A 16,955-nucleotide genomic window follows, 5' to 3' on the forward strand; every position below is an offset into this window, starting at 1 on the left:
TTTTTAGCGTCGATCAGGTGCTGCACTCGATCCTTCGCCTGCTCCGTTCAGCCGCACTGGCACTCCTTCTGGTGGCGCTGCTGGTGAGCCTTCTGCCACTACGCGGGGTACTGCCCGATTCGGGGGTATCCCCGTGGCCGACACCGGCCCAGCTGACCCCGCTGCCACCTGGGGACGACGCCCTCGGCTACCGACCGGCCGTGCGGGCGCATGCCGGCGGCATCGAGGCCTACCGAGCCGACGGCTCCTGCTCGACCCCCTGGCCGGCACCGGCGCCGTTCGGTCTGGAATCCGCCTGCCAGGTACACGATCTGGCCTACGACCGGCTCCGGGTGGCGCATCAGCGCGACGCCGGCACCCGGGTGGAACGGATGGCCGCCCGTCTGCGGGCGGACCTGGTGTTCACCCGCCGCAGCCACGAGCAGTGCGCGGCACAACGCCCGCTGGCACGGATTGCCTGCAGCGGGGTGGCGCAGGTGTTCGGCGCCGTCGTGCTGCTCAACTCCGCGCGGCAAGGATTCGGCGCGGCGCCGCCGGAGTCACCGGTGCGGCTGGGGCTGTGGGGACTGGCCCTGCTGATCGCCCTCGGCGGCGCACCGGCCCTCCGCCGGTGGAACAGCGCCGTCGGCAAGCATGAGCGCGAGTTCCTCGGACTGGCTCTGCCCCGCGCACAGCTGACCCGGATCTACGTCGGCGTACGGCACGGCTGGTCCCGTCGCGCCCGGCTCACCCACCTGGTCACCGAACTGGACCGCACCGGGGCGTTCCGCGGCCAGACCGTGTGCCTGGTGATCACCACCGGTTCCGGCTGGGTGAACCCGTACGCCCTGTCCACCCTCGCCCAGACCGCTTCCGGGCCGCTGACCGTGGTGGCCCTGCAGTACTCCCGCCTGCCCAGCTGGGCGGTCCTGCTGCTGCGCCCCCGGCTGGCGACGCGCACTGCCAGCGCGGCGCTGCACGCCGTGGCCGACTACCGCGACGGACTGACCCAACGGCGCGCACCCACCGGCGCCGCCCCGCTCGTCGTGCACGGCGAGAGCCTGGGCGCAGGTGCCATCGCGACAGCGCTGGCCCGGACGCCGACGCTGGCCAGACGGCTGGACGGCGGGGTACTGGTGAGCCCGCCCGGCAGCGTCGAGCTTGCGCCACCGGCGGGGATGGTACTGGTCCGGCACGCCGACGACGCCGTGGTGTGGTGTACCCCGGCACTGCTGTGGCGCGCGGTGCGCTGGCGGGTGGCTGCGGGCACCGATGACGTGCAGGTCCCGCCGCCGTGGCGGCGCTGGTGGCCGGTGACCACGTTCCTGACGGTACTGCGCGCGCTCCCGGCGGCCGGCGACCACCCTTTCGGCCACGGGCACCGCTACGGCGAGGAGCTCAGCGACGCCTGGGCCCGGGCCCTCCCACCGTCGGCACCCGCACCCCCGGACCACTTCTCGCCGGAGCTGAGGACTGGTGCGGCACAATAGCTGGTGTGATGGATGCCCTCGGTGCACAGCTGTACCTGTGGTCGGTCGTGATCTCGGTGCTGCTGTTCGCCCTGTTCGTCCGCCGGGTGATGGGCGTGCGGCTGAGCCTGGCCCGCACGGTGCTGGCCGCCCTGATCGCGACGCTCGTCGGCCCGTGGCTGCTCACTCTGCTGGTGCCGGTCCCGGGGGACGCCGCGGACCCTGCGACGCTCGTCCTCTACGGCACCTTGATGTCGGTGTTCCTGCTGATCCTGGCGATGTTCGCGCTGGCCGTCCTGGAGATGCTGCTACCGGACGGCACCCTGCCCGGACCGGTGACCGCCTGGCGATCGCTGCGTGGCCGGCTGCGCCGCACCCGCCGCTACCTGCGGATCCTGCGGATCATCGCTCGGCATGGTCTGGTGCGTTTCCTCCGCGGCGGAGCACCGCGGGGGGTGGGCACCCCGGAGGAACGCCACGAGCTCGCTCGCTCGCTGCGCCGGGCGCTGGAGGACGGCGGAGTCACCTTCGTCAAGCTCGGCCAGCAGCTCTCCACCCGGCGGGACCTGCTGGCGCCGGAGTTCGTCACCGAGCTCTCTCACCTGCAGGACGACGCCGCTGCGCTGGACTGGGAGAGGGTCGCCGCGACGATCACGGCCGAGCTCGGAGGCCCGCCGGAGGAGTTGTTCGGCAGTATCGAGGAGGAACCACTGGCTGCGGCCTCGGTCGCGCAGGTGCACGCAGCCACCACCCAGGACGGACAGCCGGTGGTGCTGAAGGTGCAGCGGCCGGGCATCCGGGCACAGGTGGCCGGGGACCTGGAGATCCTCGACCGGATGGCCGCGACCCTGACCGCGCACACCACCTGGGCCACCAACCTGGGGTTGAGCGACCTGGTGACCGGGTTCGCCGCGGCGCTGACCGAAGAGCTGGACTTTCGGATCGAGCAGGACAACCTCGCCACGGTCGCCGCCGGGGTGCGCAGCTCCGGGGCCGAGCAGATCCGCGTGCCCGCGACGCTGCCGCAGTGGTGCACACCCCGGGTCCTGGTGATGGAACGGGTGATGGGCGATCCGGTCGGTCAGCCCCGCGCGCAGGCGAGGCTTGCCGGTCTACCGGACGGGCAGCGGGAGGAGCTGGCCACCGATCTGCTCCGGGTCGTGCTGGACCAGGTCACCCAGCACGGCGTGTTCCATGTCGACCTGCATCCCGGCAACCTGCTCGTGGCCGAGGACGGCACGCTCGCGATGCTCGACCTGGGCTCGGTCGGCCGGCTGGGCTCCCAGGCCCGGTCCAGCCTGACCCGGCTGCTCGCCGCCCTGGGCATGGCCGACTCGGTCGCCGCCGCGGACGCCCTGCTGGAGGTCGTGGACCGACCGGACCGGGTGGACGAGCGCCGGCTCGAACAGGAGCTCGGTGAGATCCTGCTGCGGTTCGCCCCAGCAGGGAACGCGAACGTCACCGGAGCGGTCGGCGAGCTGTTCAAGCTGGTCGCCCGGCACCGGTTCGGTATCCCCCCGCAGCTGGCCGCGGCGTTCCGTGCCGTGGCGACGCTGGAGGGCACGCTCGCCGTGCTCTCCCCCGGATTCGACCTGGTCAGCAGCGCCCGGGAGGCCGGTGAACGGCAGCTGGCGGCCGCCATCGCCCCGACCGAGCTGAAGCAGACCGCCGAGCGCGAGCTGGCCACGTTGCTGCCCCTGTTGCGCCGCCTCCCCCGCCGGATGGAACGGATCGCCGATGCCGCTGAGCACGGCCGGCTGCAGGTGAACACCCGGCTGCTCGCCGACCCGGCGGACCGCCGCTTCCTGGTCCGGCTCTGGCACCAGGCGTTGCTCACTGTGCTGGCGGCGAGCGCGGGGCTGATGTCGGTGGTGCTGTTCGCCGTCGCACCTGGCCCGATGGTCACCGAGACCGTCGGGCTGTTCCATGTGCTGGCAACCGCACTGCTGGCCGGGTCGGTGATCCTGGTGATGCGATTGCTGGTCGTCTTCTTCCGGCACGACGAGGAGGCCATGAAATGAGTGTGTCCGACCCCCAGTGGCTCTCGGCCGACGAACGCAGCGCCTGGCTGGCGCTGACCGGGCTGCTGGTCCGCCTGCCCGGTGCGCTGGACAACCAGCTCGAGCGGGATGCCGGGCTGAGCTTCTTCGAGTACATGGTGCTCGCGATGCTCGCCGAGCAGCAGGACCAGACCCTGCGGATGAGTGCGCTGGCCGAGCTGACGAACGGGTCGCTGTCCCGACTCTCGCACGTGGTCCGGCGCCTGGAGAGCCAGGGCCTGGTGCGCCGGGAGACCTGTCAGGAAGACCGGCGGGCCACGAACGCGATCCTCACCGCCGGGGGACGGGACCGGGTGGATGCGGCTGCACCGGGGCACGTGCAGCACGCTCGGGAACTGGTGGTGGACGCCGTCGCCCCGGAGGATCTGGCCACCTTCGGTAGGGTGGCGTGGCAGATTCTGGACCGACTAGGGGGTTGGCAACGGACATGAGCACAGTGGCCAGCGGGGAGCAGCTGCTGCTGCGTGATTGGGTACCCGGCGATCGGGACCGGGTGCGCAGCCTGCTGCGCGCCGACCGGCCGTGGCACCGGACCAACGGGCCGTACTTCGGTGCGCCGAGCGCCGAGGACATGTCCGCGCTGGCGGACCGATACGTGGACGACAGCCCGCACCAGGACGATGGGGTGCGCACGATGCTCGGCATCGAGACCGCCGGCGTGCTGGTGGGCGCGGTGACCTGGTACTGGGAGTCGAAGGAGACCGACTGGCGCCGCATGGGTATCAGCATCCACGACGAGACCTACTGGGGGCGAGGGCTGGCCACCGAGGCGATGGGTCTGTGGACCAGCTACCTGTTCCAGAACACGGATGCGCTGCGCCTGGACCTGGCCACCTACTCCGGCAACCCCGGGATGGTCGCGGTCGCACGCCGCCTCGGCTTCACTGAAGAGGCCCGGATGCGCCAGGCCCGCCGCTGGTCCGGTGGCATCCACGACTCGCTGGTGTTCGGCATCCTTCGCCAGGAGTGGGAACAGCGGCGGTGATGCAGTTCCAGCGCGACACCAGCGGCGAGGACTTCTACGCCCTGACCACGTTCCGGCGGGACGGCACTGCAGTATCCACGCCGATCTGGTTGGCGCCGGCGAAGGGCTGCTGGTACGCGTTCACCGCCGGCCGCTCCGGCAAGGTGGCCCGGCTCCGCCGCGACCCCCGGGTACAGGTGGCGCCGTCGGACTTCCACGGTGAGCCGGCCGGGGCAGCGTCCGAGGGCACAGCGCGCGTGCTCCCGGATGCGCAGTTCCGGACAGCGGTGCGCGCGCTGACCGCGAAGTACGGGTGGAAGTTCCGGTTCTTCCGCCTGGTCTCCTGGCTCGGCCGGGGACGGCGCCGCGGTGGCCCGCCGGTGGGGCTGGAGATCGTGCTGGCCGGCTGACGACCCAGGGCGAGGGCCGAGGCCGGGGGCCGGGGCCGGGGGCCGGGGCCACGTCGGCACCCGGCTCAGCCGAGCACCTCGGCCGGATCGGTCAGCTCCAGCTCGGCACCGGACGAGTCCAGCACAGTGCGCCCGGCCAGCGGCTCGGTCAGCCAGACCGTCTCGGCGACGGTGTACAGGTCGTCGGTGCACGCCTTGTCGGTGACCCGGGTGCCGGTGGGGTCGAGCGCCGAGCCGGTGAGCGTGATGGTCTGGTCGGTCTCGGTCAGCGTCACTCCGCCGGGGATCTGGCAGCTGGAGGAGCCGACCTCGTACCGGACCAGCAGCCCGTGCCCACTGTTCACCGGCGCAGCGGCGAGCACCGTCGTGGGCGTGGAGACGGGGAAGCCGAGGAAGGCGGCGTAGCCGGCGATGCCCAGACCGACCACCACGATGGCCGCGATCAGCCACATCACCGACGCGCGGATCCGCGCTCGGCCCTCCTCCGGCAGGCTTCCCATCCGGTCATTATCGCGCTGGCCCTCCGGGAGCGCTGGGCACTGGGCCCTTGCGACTGGGCCCTTGCGACTGGGCTCAGAACAGCAGGTAGACGGCACCGACGACGGTGAGCAGGATGATCAGCCGGTCGAACAGTGTCTGGTTCATCTTCGTGACCAGGGCGCGCCCGGCAAGGGCGCCGGCCACCACGGCCGGCACCAGCACGGCGTTCACCAGCAAGGTCTGCTCGGTGATCAGCCCGAGGCCGACCGAGAAGGGCACCTTCACCAGGTTGACCACGGCATAGAACCAGGCTGCCGTACCGAGAAACGTCTTCATCGAGAACCGGGAGGCGAGGAAGTACATCGACATCACCGGCCCCGCGGCGTTCGCCACCATCGTGGTGAAACCGCCGAGCGTGCCGTAGACCCCGGCCTGCACGTGCTCCCTGCGCTTGCTGATCGGACGGTCGCCACTCTTGCGTGTGGTGTACCGGCGCACCAGGGTCATCGCGATCACCAGGAGCAGGATCACGCCGATCACTCGGCGTACCCCGGCATCGGAGGCGAGGGCCAGGAACAACGCCCCAGCAACCAGTCCGGCGACCACTGTCGGCACCAGCCGCCGCAGCACCTGCCAGTCGGCGTGCTTCCGGTAGGCCCAGACAGCGAACGCGTCGCCGACGATCAGCAGCACCAGCAGGGCACCGGTGGACTCCTTGGCGGGCAGCAGGGCAGCAAAGATCGCCACCGAGATGGTGTTCGAGCCGGGGAGGGCGGTCTTGGAGATGCCGACGAGGAGTGCGGCGAACGCCATCAGTGTCCAGGCGAGCGCACTGAGGTCGGGCATACCGGCCACGCTAACGACGGCGGAGGGCGGGCGCCGCTCGTTTCCACCAGTTGGCACGGGCTCGGCGGGGCGGTGCAGGTGCCGCACCCCGCCGAGCGCAGTGGTCGCCTCAGAGCCCACCGAGCGCAGTGGTCGCCTCAGAGGCTGGCGGCGCCGATCTCCTCTGCCTGCTCGAGCGCTTCCTGGTGCCGGTCCGCGCGTGCGCCCTGCAGGCGTTCGCCGGAGTCGGCCGGTCCGGCTTCGCGGGTGAGCGTGTCCGCCTCCGGTGCGGGTTCAAGGTCGGCGAACTGCCCGCTCTGCTCGCCGCGGACGCGGTTGTCCTGTCCGTGCGGAGCCGGATCGTTGCCCTCGCCGCCGAGGTCGCCACGGACGATGGCGTCCCGGACCACCACTCCTGCAGTGTTGCCCTCGACCACGAGGTCGCTACCGAAGTAGCTCATCCCCGAGCACTCGGCGATCAGTCCACTGCCGAGATGGACCGGGCCGGCGTTCTCGTGCAGGTGAGTGTTCCCGTCGATCTCACTGTCACAGACGGCAGTGCCGAAGCTGCTGGCGCCGACGGTCAGGCTCGCCAGCAGGGTCGAGTCGATGACGTCGGTGTAGGTAGTGCCGGTCGTCACCACGTCTCCGGTCACCCGGGTGGACACCAGGTACACGTCACCGGCAGCCACCTCGATCGCGCCGTCGAGCTCGGCGGCATCGGCATAGAGGAAGGGTGCGCTCTCCTCTGCGCTCGGCTCGGCGACCGTCACCGAGGCGGCCTGGGTGCCATCGAGCCAGATGCCGTAGCCCTGGCTGGTGATGTCGCCGGCGACGCTACCGCCCTCGGCGTCGACGTAGCCGTCGGCGGCCACCTGGACGTCACCGGCGATCGCACTGCCGGCCAGCACCAGGTTGGCGCCTGCCTCAACCTGCACGTCGCCAGTGATGGTGACCTCCTGCAGCACGCAGGAGGAGTCGGCGGGGACGAGCAGGTCGCCGGGGACGGTGACGCCGTCGGCCTCGCCGGTGCAGTGCGTCACCAGGTCTGCCGACGCGGCGCTCTGCGTGGTCACGACGGCTGCGGCCGCCAGGCCCAGGATCGCCAGTGCCCCCAGCGGGCGGGTGGCCCACAACGGGCGGGTGGAGATGGTCATCAGTTCGCTCCTTCAGTCCAGCAATGGTGCTCGGTCAGAATCCAGGCCAGCGCGCTCCTCGCTCCACTGGCCACGGGTGAAGTCCGGGATCTGCACCGGGCCACCGGTGCTCAGCGACTCTCCGGACAGGGGCACTGCGGCACACCAGGCCGCCGAGTCGTAGATGTCGATGTCCGGCACGAGCCCTTGCTGCATGCACTGCATCGTGCGGTAGATGAGGATGTAGTCCATCCCGCCGTGTCCACCATGGTTCCCGGCGTCGTCCCCGATGTCCTGCCAGAGCCAGTGGTCGTACTCGTCGAGGTAGGGCTGGGAGTCGGCCCAGGTATGGCCCTCGTGGTCCGGCTCGAAGTAGATCCGGGACGGGTAGTCCTCCAACAACCCGCGTGAGCCGGCAATGGTGTTGATCCGGCTGTACGGCCGGGGGCTGCAGACATCGAGCTCAGCGCGAATCAGCCGACCCTGCTCGGTGCCGATCATGCAGGTCACCCGGTCTCCGGAGATGTACTCCTCTGCCCAGACCTCGGTCCGGTCCTTGGACACGAAGCGTTCCCGGTAGTCGGCCAGGCCGCGGGCGGGCGAGGCGGAGGCCTGCAGAGTGGTCAGCCGGTCGCCGCGATTGATGTCCATGGCCGCCGCGATCGGCGCCAGGCCATGCATCGGATAGAAGGACCGGTTCTTCTCCGTGTGCCACTTGCGGCGCCACTGGTTGTAGTAGTGCGTCTCGGAGAACAGCAGCTCGCGCAGGTCGTGCAGGTAGCCGCCGTGGCCGTGGGTCACCTCGCCGAACAGCCCGTCGTGGGCCATCCGGAGCATCGCCAGCTCCTGCCGCCCGTAGCTGCAGTTCTCCATCAGCAGGCAGTGCCGCCGCTGCTGCTCGGACAGGTCCACCAGCGACCAGATCTCGTCCAGCTCGGTGGCGATCGGCAGCTCGATCCCGACGTGCTTACCGCCACGCAAGCAGGCTGCCGCCTGAGGGTAGTGGTTCTCCCAGGGTGAGGCGATGTAGACGAAGTCCACATCCTCGGCCTCAGCGAGCCGCTCGTAGTCTTCGGCGCCTCGAGCGTACTCCCGGGGTCGGCGCGATCCGGCCTCGGCGAGCAGATCGGATCCTTGCCGGACCCGTTCCCGGCGCACGTCACAGATCGCTGTCACCCGTACGCCAGGGACCGCATCGAACAGCGGCAGCATCCCCATCCCACGGTTACCCAGCCCGATGATGCCCACGCGGACCTCGTCGTAGCCATCGAACGGTACCCCGATCATGCTCTGCTGCGCTGCCCGCCGGGGTGGATCGCCACCCTGCGGGCTACTCGAAGCGCCCGCTCCGGTGGCAGTGGCAGCAGTCAGGCCACCGACCCCGGCCGCCACCCCTGAGGCCAATAAGCTCCGGCGTGAGACTCCGCCAGGTGTGCGCTCCGTACCGTTCGCGTGTGCGTCCGACATCCCGATCCTCCCCGCGTCCTTGCGTACTCGTGATTCATACCCCACCAAATTAGTCAATATTGCGCAAGAGGCACGGTGCAATCGGATGCAATCGGGTCTCTTGACAGCGTGCCTGCACTCCTCTTGACTTTGACGCAACGTCAACCATCAGAGTTGTTCGCGTCCAGAGATGAGGAAGGAGTGCAGCGATGTCCGCCACGGCCGAATGGTCGATGCAGGAGATCACTCGTGCGACCGGAACCACCAGTCGCACGTTGCGGCACTACGACCACATCGGGCTGCTACCCCCGTCCCGCCTCGGGTCGAACGGGTACCGGTTCTACAACACCGACACCCTGGTCCGGTTGCAGCGGATTCTGCTGCTGCGCCAGCTGGGCCTGGGGCTGAAGGAGATCGCGGAGGTCGTGGATGGGCAACAGCCGGAAGCAGAAGCGCTGCAGGCCCATCTTGACCTGATGCAGCTCGAACGCAAGCAGCTGGACCGGCGGATCGCCGCCGTCAACACCACGCTCACGAAAAGAGCAGAAGGGAAAACTCTGATGGCAACCGAGATGTTCGACGGGTTCGACCACACCCGCTACGAGGAAGAGGTCACCCAGCGCTGGGGCCGCGAGGCCTACCAGTCCGGCGACCGCTGGTGGCGTTCTCTCTCCGAGGAGGAGAAGCAGGCCATCCAGGCCGAGCAGCAGCGAATCCAGGATGACTACGCCGAGGCCTACCGGGCCCAGCTGGACCCAGGTGCGGAACAGGTCCGGGCGATCACCGCCCGGCTGCACCAGTGGCTGCGCGCTCCGATGGGTTCGGTCAGCCAGGGCTACTTCCTCGGCCTGGCCGACCTGTACGTGGCCGATGACCGGTTCGCCGCCAACTACGGCGGCACCGAGGGGGCCACTTTCGTTCGCGACGCGATGCGCGTCTACGCCGAGTCGGCGCAGTTCGACCAGGAGTAGGCCGGAACGCGCCCGGCCTCGCTGATCACGGCGAGGCCGGGCGTCGTTGTGGGTAGAACGTCTCGCCCCGCGCCAGCATGTCCACGAATGTGACGATCTTGCTGGCGCGGGTCGAGGCGCGTTTCACACTCTGCAGCCGGTACAGCAGCGCGAAGCGGTTCTGCGAGGTGAGCACGTCGAACATCGCCTGAGCGTTCGGGTTCGCCGCCATCGCCGCGGCAAGGTCATCCGGCACGACGGCGGTCGCCGGGCCTGCGTAGGCCCGTTCCCATCGGCCGTCCTTCTTGGCGGCCTCCACGGCGGCCCAGCCGGCCGGCTGCATCCGGCCCTCCGCCCCCAATCGTTCCACCCGGCCGACATTCTTCGCCGACCACTGGCTACGGGCACGGCGTGGTGTGTAGCGCTGCAAGCTGGTCTGGTCATCCCGGGAACGGGCCTGGCCATCGATCCAGCCGACGCAGAGGGCCTCCAGGACCGCACCCTCGTAGTTCAGCGACGTGAGCGTGCCGCCCTTCTTGGTCAGCACCAGCCAGACGCCAGGCGCGTCTGCGTGGTTCTGGGCTAGCCAGTCCCGCCACCCGGCGGCATCGGGCACCACCAGCTCCGGCAACTCGTCCATCCGCACTCCATCGTGGTCGTCCTGCTCGTGGTCGTCTCGATCGCGGTCGTCTCGATCGCGGTCGTCTCGATCGCGGTCAGTCTTCGTCCCGCAGTCGCGGCGGGATCCCCAGACCGGGCCGTACGCCGGTCTTGCCATCGTAGAACTCACGGATCCGGTCCATATCGGCGCGCACGTCACCGGTGAGCCGGAAGGTGGGGCCGAGGCCGGTGGTCATCGTCCGGCGGTCCACGTAGCCGAGGGTGACCGGCAGATCAGCCTCCCGGGCAATCCGGTAGAACCCGGAGCGCCAGTACTCGGACCGGCCACGGGTGCCCTCCGGGGTGACCACCAGGAAGAACCGGTCCCCGGCCTCCAGCCGGGCGACGACCTCCCCGACCACCTGGGAGGGGTCGCGCCGGTCCACCGGGATCCCGCCGAGCGCGCGCATCAGCGGTCCGAACGGGCGGCGGAAGAGCTGGTGCTTGCCGAGGAACTTCACCCGGATCCCGGAGCGCCAGCTCAGTGCCAGCATCAGCACGAAGTCCCAGTTGGAGGTGTGCGGGGCGCCGATGAGAATCCCGGCCGGCTCGGTCGGCTTCTCCGGCACCCGGTACTGCCAGCGGCTGACCGCCCAGTAGATGCCGGCGACGGCTCGAGTGATCGACATCAGGTGCCGGTCGGCTCAGAGGTTGAGCATGTGCCCGGAGATACCGTGCACGGCCTCCTTGATCGCCTCACCGAGGGTCGGGTGGGCGAACACGTTCCGGGAGACCTCGTCCGCGGTCAGATCCCACTTCTGTGCCAGGTTGAGCACCGGCAGCAGCTCGGTCACATCGGGGCCGATCAGGTGCGCGCCGATGATCTCGTTGTACTGCGAGTCGGCCACCACCTTCACGAACCCGACGGCCTCGCCCAGACCCATCGCCTTACCGTTCGCGGTGAACGGGAACTTGGCCACCTTCACGTCGTAGCCGCGCTCGGTGGCCTGCTCCTCGGTATAGCCGAAGGAGGCGATCTGCGGCTGGCAGTAGGTCGCGCGCGGGATGAAGTCGAAGTCGATCTCCTGGGTCTCGGCGCCGGCGATCGTCTCGGCCGCCACCACCCCCATCGCTTCGGCGGTGTGGGCGAGCATCAGCTTGCCGGTGACATCGCCGATCGCGTACACGTTCGCCACGTTCGTGCGTCCGCGCGCGTCCACGGCGATCGCGCCGCGCTCGGTGACCTGCACGCCGATCGTGTCCAGGCCGTAGCCCTCCACCCGCGGGGCGAAGCCGATCGCAGAGAGCAACCGGTCAGCCTCGAGCACCTGGGAGTCGCCGCCGTTCGCGGGACTGACCGTGACCTTCACTCCGGAGCCGGTGTCCTCCACCCCTTCGACCTTGGTGGAGGTCATCACCTTCACGCCGAGCTTCTTGTAGTGCTTGGCGAGCTCCTTGGAGACCTCCGGGTCCTCCGTGGGCACCATCCGGTCGAGGAACTCCACGATGGTCACGTCCACGCCGAAGTTCTTCATCACGTAGGCGAACTCCACGCCGATCGCGCCGGAGCCGGCGATGATGATCGAGTCCGGGAGCTCGGCGTCGAGGATCTGCTCCTCGTAGGTCACCACGTTCTTGCTCACCTGCACCCCGGGGAGCATCTTCGTGGTCGCACCTGCGGCGACGATGAGGTCAGAGAACTCCAACTCGGTGGTGGCGCCGTCGTCGGCCTGCACCGAGAGCGAGGTGGGCGAGGTGATCGTGCCCCAGCCGTCCACCTCGGTGATCTTGTTCTTCTTCATCAGGAAGTGCACGCCCTTGACGATGCCGGCGGACACCTTCCGGCTGCGCTCGTGCGTGGGCCCGTAGGACATCGCGGCGTCACCGGTGATGCCGAACTTGTCCTTCTCGTGGGTGAGCAGGTGTGAGAGCTCCGCATTGCGCAGCAGCGCCTTGGAGGGGATGCAGCCGACATTCAGGCAGACACCGCCCCAATACTGCTTCTCCACCACCGCGACCGATTTGCCCAGCTGCGCCGCGCGAATGGCGGCGATGTATCCACCGGGACCGGCTCCGAGTACAACGACGTCATAGTGTGCAGTCACGCATCTGACTCTACTGCCGCAGACCAGTGCCCGGCCACGGGACGAATGAGCAGTTGCTCACACCGGCTGGCCGTCCCGGTTCGCACACCGCACCCAGGTGCCGGTACTCGCGCCGGTTCTGGCGGGCCGGTGACCGGTCCGGCTGGGGCTGGGTGATGGCGCGCCCCGGGACTGCTCGCCGTGACAAACGCCGCACACCGCCCTAAAGTTCGGGTACCCGAACTTTAGTAGCCGAAATTTCCGTCCGGAGTGGTCGTCGCTGCCGGACCGTCCCGCGGCCCCGCGTGGGGACGGTCCAGCGACCGCCCGCGCGGGGACGCTCAGACGGATCGAGAGGAGCACTGGTGACCCGTCCCGCCACGACGCCAGCCTCCCGGCCCCACTCCCCGGATGCGGCTGCACCGAACGGGCGACGGGGTCAGCGCAGCCGTGTGCTGCATCTGATGGGGCCTGCGTTCGTGGCGGCAGTCGCCTATGTGGACCCCGGGAACGTGGCGGCCAACCTCACCGCGGGCGCCCGGTACGGATACCTGCTGCTCTGGGTGCTGGTAGCCGCGAACCTGATGGCTGTGCTGGTGCAGTACCAGTCCGCGAAGCTGGGCCTGGTCACCGGCCGGACGATGCCGGAGCTGCTCCGGGGCCGGCTCCGCCGCGGGCCACGGTTGGCGTACTGGGCACAGGCGGAGCTGGTGGCTGCCGCCACCGACCTGGCCGAGGTGATCGGCGGCGCGATCGCGCTCTCCCTGCTGTTCGACCTACCGCTGGTGTGGGGTGGGCTGATCGTGGCCGTCGTGTCGATGGCGCTGCTGCTGGTGCAGGACCGTCAGGGGCAGCGCCGGTTCGAGCATGTGATCGTCGGCCTGCTCGCGGTGATCACCGTCGGGTTCGTCGCCGGACTGTTCGTGGCGCCCCCGGACCCGGCCGCGATGGCCGGCGGGCTGCTGCCCCAGTTCGCTGGTACGGACAGCGTCGTCCTGGCGGCCGGGATGCTCGGGGCCACGGTGATGCCGCACGCGATCTACGTGCACTCGGCGCTGGCCCGGGACCGGCACGGCCACGCCAGCACGCCGCAGCTGCGCCGCCGGCTGCTCGGCGCCACCCGGTGGGACGTCATCATCGCGCTCGCCGTGGCCGGCTGCGTGAACATCGCGATGTTGCTGCTGGCCGCCGCCAGTCTGCAGGGGGTGTCCGGGACCGACTCGATCGAGGGCGCCCACGCAGCGGTGACCGCAGCACTCGGCCCGGGGATCGGGATCGCGTTCGCGATCGGGCTGCTCGCCTCCGGGCTCGCCTCCACCTCGGTCGGTTGCTACGCGGGCGCCACGATCATGGCCGGGCTGCTGCACAAGCGAATCCCGGTGCTGGCCCGCCGGGCGATCACTGCCGTGCCGGCGCTGGTGCTGCTCGCCGTGGGCGTGGATCCCACGTGGGCGCTGGTCGCCTCCCAGGTGGTGCTGAGCTTCGGCATCCCGTTCGCCCTGGTCCCGCTGCTGCGGCTGACCTCCGACCGGGGCGTGATGGGTTCCGCCGCCAACGGGCGGGGAGTGCGCTGGCTACTCGCCCTGATCGTCGTGGCGGTGGTCGCGTTGAACCTGGCACTCGTCGTGCTCACCCTGACCGGCGGCTGAGACAGCGCACAGGTCAGCTGCACCCGCCGCGTTCCGTACCCGGGTGTGCGGCGTGCGTCGGGGTGCTGCGAGGGGGAACGGGAGCGATGCCGACGGCAGCACGCTCGATGCGCGGGCCGTGGCATGCCGCCGTCGAAAGCCGACTGCGACAATGGCCCGGTGACATCGCACCCGCACCTGTTCGACCTGGATCGGATCGGTGCCGGGCTCGTCGTCTCGACGGCCCGCGGCGACCTGGAGCGCGGGCTCGCGACGGGCGCTGCGGTCGTGACAGCACCGCCTGGCACCGGCAAGACGACCGTCGTGCCGCCCCTCGTCGCCAATCTCACGGCGAAGCGGGGCGCGACGGGTCGCGTCCTGGTGACCCAGCCCCGACGGGTCGCCGTCCGCGCGGCCGCTCGGCGCATCGCGCACCTGGACGGCTCACCGCTCGGTGGCCCCGTCGGGTTCACCGTGCGGGGCGAGCACCAGGTCTCGGCAGACACGCGGATCGAGGTCGTCACGCCCGGCGTCCTGCTCCGCCGACTGCTGAACGACCCTGGGCTCGACGGCGTTGACGCCGTGATCCTCGACGAGGTGCACGAGCGATCGCTGGACGGCGACCTGCTGCTCGGGATCCTCGCCGAGGTGCGCGCCCTGCGCGACGACCTCGCGCTCGTCGCGATGTCCGCGACGCTGGACGCCGGCGCGATCAGCGCCCTGATCGGCGGCGCGATCATCGACGTGCCCTCCGCACTTCACCCGCTGACGGTGGATTACGCGCCGGCTCCCGCCTCGCGCCTCGGTCCGCGCGGCGTCACCCGCGAGTTCCTCGACCACCTCGCCGGCGTCGCGGTCGAGGCGCAGGCCTCGGACGAGGTCGACGCCCTCGTCTTCGTGCCCGCCGCCCGCGACGTCGACGAGGTGGTGACGCGAATCCGCGCTGGCTCCTCGGCCGTGGACGTTCTCCCGCTGCACGGCCGGCTCTCCGCACGCGATCAGGACCGCGCGACCACGGGCCGCGCCCGCGCATCGGATCCGCCGCGCATCGTCGTCAGCACCGCCCTCGCCGAGAGCTCGCTCACCGTTCCCGGCGTGCGGCTCGTCATCGACGCCGGTCTCTCCAGGGAGATGCGCCGCGACCAGGCACGCGACATGTCGGGCCTCGTCACGGTCAGCGCGTCGCGCGCGAGCGCCGAGCAGCGCGCCGGACGCGCGGCACGCCAGGGGCCGGGGCGCGTCGTGCGCGCCTACAGCGAGCCCGAGTTCGCGGCGTTCCGTTCCTCGACCGACCCTGAGATCGCCTCCGCCGACCTCACCGATGCGGCGCTCCTGCTCGCTGCCTGGGGAACACCGGCGGCCCGTGGCCTGCCGCTGCTCACCCCACCGCCGCGCGCATCGATGGTCCGCGCGACCGCCACGCTCACGGCCCTGGGGCTCACTGACGAGAGCGGCCGCATCACCGGGCTCGGATCCCGGGTCGCCCGTATGCCCGTCGGCGCCCGGGAGGGCCGCGCGCTGCTCGTGGCCACCGGTGCACACCGGGTGACTGCCGGATCCGGGGACCCGGGGCTGCGGGCCGGCCAGCACTCCGTCGACGCCGCGGACGAGATCGATCCGCGCGCGGCGGCGGAGACGGTCGCCGCGCTCTCGAGTGGGATCCGCGAACCCGGCGCCGATCTCTCCGTGCTGCTGCAGGGGCTGCACCGAGGCGATGTTCCCGGAGTGCAGCGGTGGCGCGCCGAGGCCACGCGACTCACTCGCCTCGCCGCCGGCGTCCCTGGCCACGCTCCCGCTCGCGACCGCGAGCGGCGCGCCACGAGACCTGGCGCCGTACCAGAAGCCACCCGGCTGGCCGGGATCATCGCGGCACTCACCCGCCCCGCATGGATCGCCCGGCGCGTCGGCGACGGATCCCGCGCCTACCTGTTTGCCAGCGGCACTCGCGCCGCCCTGCCCGAGAGGTCGTCGCTCACCGGATCCGAATGGATCGCCGTGTCCGAGGTGCAGCGCGCGCAAGGGCGTGTCGCGGAGGCGACCGGAGCGGTGATCCGGCTCGCGGCGCCGCTCGGTGAGCACGATGCGCTGCGGATCGGGGAGGTGAGGGCCGTACGGCAATCGACGGTGGTCGACGGACGCGTCCGCGTTCGCGAGGAGCGCCGGCTGGGCTCGATCCTGCTTTCGTCCACACCGTCGCAGCCCCGCACGCAGGAGTGCTCCGACGCCCTCACGGCATACCTGCGGGAGAACGGCCTCGGCGCCCTCGACTGGTCCGAGAAGGCGACGATGCTCCGACGCCGGCTCGCCCTCCTCCACCGAGAGCTCGGCGATCCGTGGCCCGACGTCTCGGACCAGGAGCTTCTCGGCCGTCTCGACGGCTGGCTGGGTCCGGACCTCCGGGCCCCGACGCTCGGCGCGGTCAGCGTGGCCGCCGCTCTCCAGCGAATCCTGCCCTGGCCCGAGGCGTCGCGGCTCGCCTCCCTCGCACCCGAGCGCCTCGAGGTGCCGTCCGGCGCGGGCGTGCGCATCCAGTACGCCGAAGACCCCGATACCCGTCCCGTCGTCGCGGTGAAGCTCCAGGAGGTGTTCGGTCTCGCCGAGACCCCGCGTCTTGCCGACGGTCGCGTGCCCGTGCAGTTCCATCTGCTCTCCCCCGCGCGCCATCCACTCACCGTGACCGACGACCTTGCGTCGTTCTGGAACGGCCCGTACCGGGACGTGCGCAAGCAGATGCGTGGTCGCTACCCGAAGCATCCGTGGCCGGAAGATCCCTGGACTGCGTCCGCGACTGCGCGGACGAATCGGGCGCTGCGCGGACCGAGGCGCTGACGCCAACAGATCGTCGGGACCGGTCGGTTACGGTGGGAGTGGCATCGGACGTGCCCGCACACCACAGACGAGTAAACTTCCGGTCAACGAGCGAG

At 70.6% G+C, this 16,955-nt stretch carries 15 protein-coding genes; 8 read left to right on the forward strand and 7 right to left on the reverse strand.

Annotated features, from left to right (window positions below; all coding sequences use genetic code 11):
• Nucleotides 1-17: 17 nt before the first annotated feature.
• The 5 genes from FU260_RS22360 to FU260_RS22380 are packed head-to-tail and all read left to right on the forward strand — an operon-like array spanning nucleotide 18 to nucleotide 4,882.
• Nucleotides 18-1,469 (forward strand): alpha/beta-hydrolase family protein, encoded by a 1,452-nt coding sequence (locus tag FU260_RS22360; RefSeq protein WP_147919060.1) that lies wholly within the window; start codon nucleotides 18-20, stop codon nucleotides 1,467-1,469.
• Between the two features lie 8 nt (nucleotides 1,470-1,477).
• On the forward strand, nucleotides 1,478-3,469 hold the full coding sequence (locus FU260_RS22365) for an ABC1 kinase family protein (protein ID WP_147919676.1): 1,992 nt from the start codon (nucleotides 1,478-1,480) through the stop codon (nucleotides 3,467-3,469).
• A complete protein-coding gene (locus FU260_RS22370) occupies nucleotides 3,466-3,939 on the forward strand; it encodes a MarR family winged helix-turn-helix transcriptional regulator (protein WP_147919061.1) in 474 nt (157 codons plus the stop codon). The genes FU260_RS22365 and FU260_RS22370 overlap by 4 nt, the downstream gene beginning before the upstream one ends.
• Nucleotides 3,936-4,493, forward strand: a complete 558-nt coding sequence (locus FU260_RS22375; RefSeq protein ID WP_147919062.1) for a GNAT family N-acetyltransferase — start codon at nucleotides 3,936-3,938, stop codon at nucleotides 4,491-4,493. Before FU260_RS22370 ends, FU260_RS22375 begins: the two co-directional genes overlap by 4 nt.
• On the forward strand, nucleotides 4,493-4,882 hold the full coding sequence (locus tag FU260_RS22380) for a PPOX class F420-dependent oxidoreductase (protein WP_235912157.1): 390 nt from the start codon (nucleotides 4,493-4,495) through the stop codon (nucleotides 4,880-4,882). Before FU260_RS22375 ends, FU260_RS22380 begins: the two co-directional genes overlap by 1 nt.
• Before the next feature lie 65 nt (nucleotides 4,883-4,947).
• Here FU260_RS22380 and FU260_RS22385 read toward each other — a convergent pair whose 3' ends face one another.
• The 4 genes from FU260_RS22385 to FU260_RS22400 form a co-directional block, all read right to left on the reverse strand.
• Entirely contained in the window at nucleotides 4,948-5,382 is a 435-nt protein-coding gene (locus tag FU260_RS22385) for a hypothetical protein (RefSeq protein WP_147919064.1), read from the reverse strand.
• A 73-nt stretch (nucleotides 5,383-5,455) separates the two neighbouring features.
• Entirely contained in the window at nucleotides 5,456-6,208 is a 753-nt protein-coding gene (locus tag FU260_RS22390; protein ID WP_187368343.1) for a sulfite exporter TauE/SafE family protein, read from the reverse strand.
• A gap of 137 nt (nucleotides 6,209-6,345) precedes the next feature.
• Nucleotides 6,346-7,344, reverse strand: coding sequence for a hypothetical protein (locus FU260_RS22395; RefSeq protein WP_147919065.1), 999 nt, complete (start codon nucleotides 7,342-7,344; stop codon nucleotides 6,346-6,348).
• 12 nt (nucleotides 7,345-7,356) lie between these two features.
• On the reverse strand, nucleotides 7,357-8,610 hold the full coding sequence (locus tag FU260_RS22400) for a Gfo/Idh/MocA family protein (protein WP_235912107.1): 1,254 nt from the start codon (nucleotides 8,608-8,610) through the stop codon (nucleotides 7,357-7,359).
• A gap of 368 nt (nucleotides 8,611-8,978) precedes the next feature.
• Here FU260_RS22400 and FU260_RS22405 point away from each other — a divergent pair, with 368 nt between their 5' ends.
• Nucleotides 8,979-9,740, forward strand: a complete 762-nt coding sequence (locus FU260_RS22405; RefSeq protein WP_147919067.1) for a MerR family transcriptional regulator — start codon at nucleotides 8,979-8,981, stop codon at nucleotides 9,738-9,740.
• A gap of 25 nt (nucleotides 9,741-9,765) precedes the next feature.
• On the opposite strand, the gene FU260_RS22410 is transcribed toward FU260_RS22405, so the two are convergent.
• From FU260_RS22410 to lpdA, 3 genes are all read right to left on the reverse strand, one after another.
• Complete coding sequence (locus FU260_RS22410; protein WP_147919068.1) at nucleotides 9,766-10,359, reverse strand: YdeI/OmpD-associated family protein; 594 nt, start codon at nucleotides 10,357-10,359, stop codon at nucleotides 9,766-9,768.
• 76 nt (nucleotides 10,360-10,435) lie between these two features.
• A complete protein-coding gene (locus FU260_RS22415; RefSeq protein WP_187368344.1) occupies nucleotides 10,436-11,008 on the reverse strand; it encodes a 1-acyl-sn-glycerol-3-phosphate acyltransferase in 573 nt (190 codons plus the stop codon).
• A gap of 15 nt (nucleotides 11,009-11,023) precedes the next feature.
• A complete protein-coding gene (gene lpdA, locus FU260_RS22420; protein ID WP_147919069.1) occupies nucleotides 11,024-12,424 on the reverse strand; it encodes a dihydrolipoyl dehydrogenase in 1,401 nt (466 codons plus the stop codon).
• Between the two features lie 344 nt (nucleotides 12,425-12,768).
• Here lpdA and FU260_RS22425 point away from each other — a divergent pair, with 344 nt between their 5' ends.
• The gene (locus FU260_RS22425; protein WP_268957761.1) at nucleotides 12,769-14,052 is read left to right on the forward strand and encodes an Nramp family divalent metal transporter; all 1,284 of its coding nucleotides are present in this window, start codon (nucleotides 12,769-12,771) and stop codon (nucleotides 14,050-14,052) included.
• Between the two features lie 159 nt (nucleotides 14,053-14,211).
• Complete coding sequence (gene hrpB, locus FU260_RS22430) at nucleotides 14,212-16,860, forward strand: ATP-dependent helicase HrpB (protein ID WP_235912108.1); 2,649 nt, start codon at nucleotides 14,212-14,214, stop codon at nucleotides 16,858-16,860.
• Nucleotides 16,861-16,955 lie beyond the last annotated feature (95 nt).

The organism is Ruania zhangjianzhongii, from assembly GCF_008000995.1.
In the GTDB taxonomy this organism is placed as follows: domain Bacteria; phylum Actinomycetota; class Actinomycetes; order Actinomycetales; family Beutenbergiaceae; genus Ruania; species Ruania zhangjianzhongii.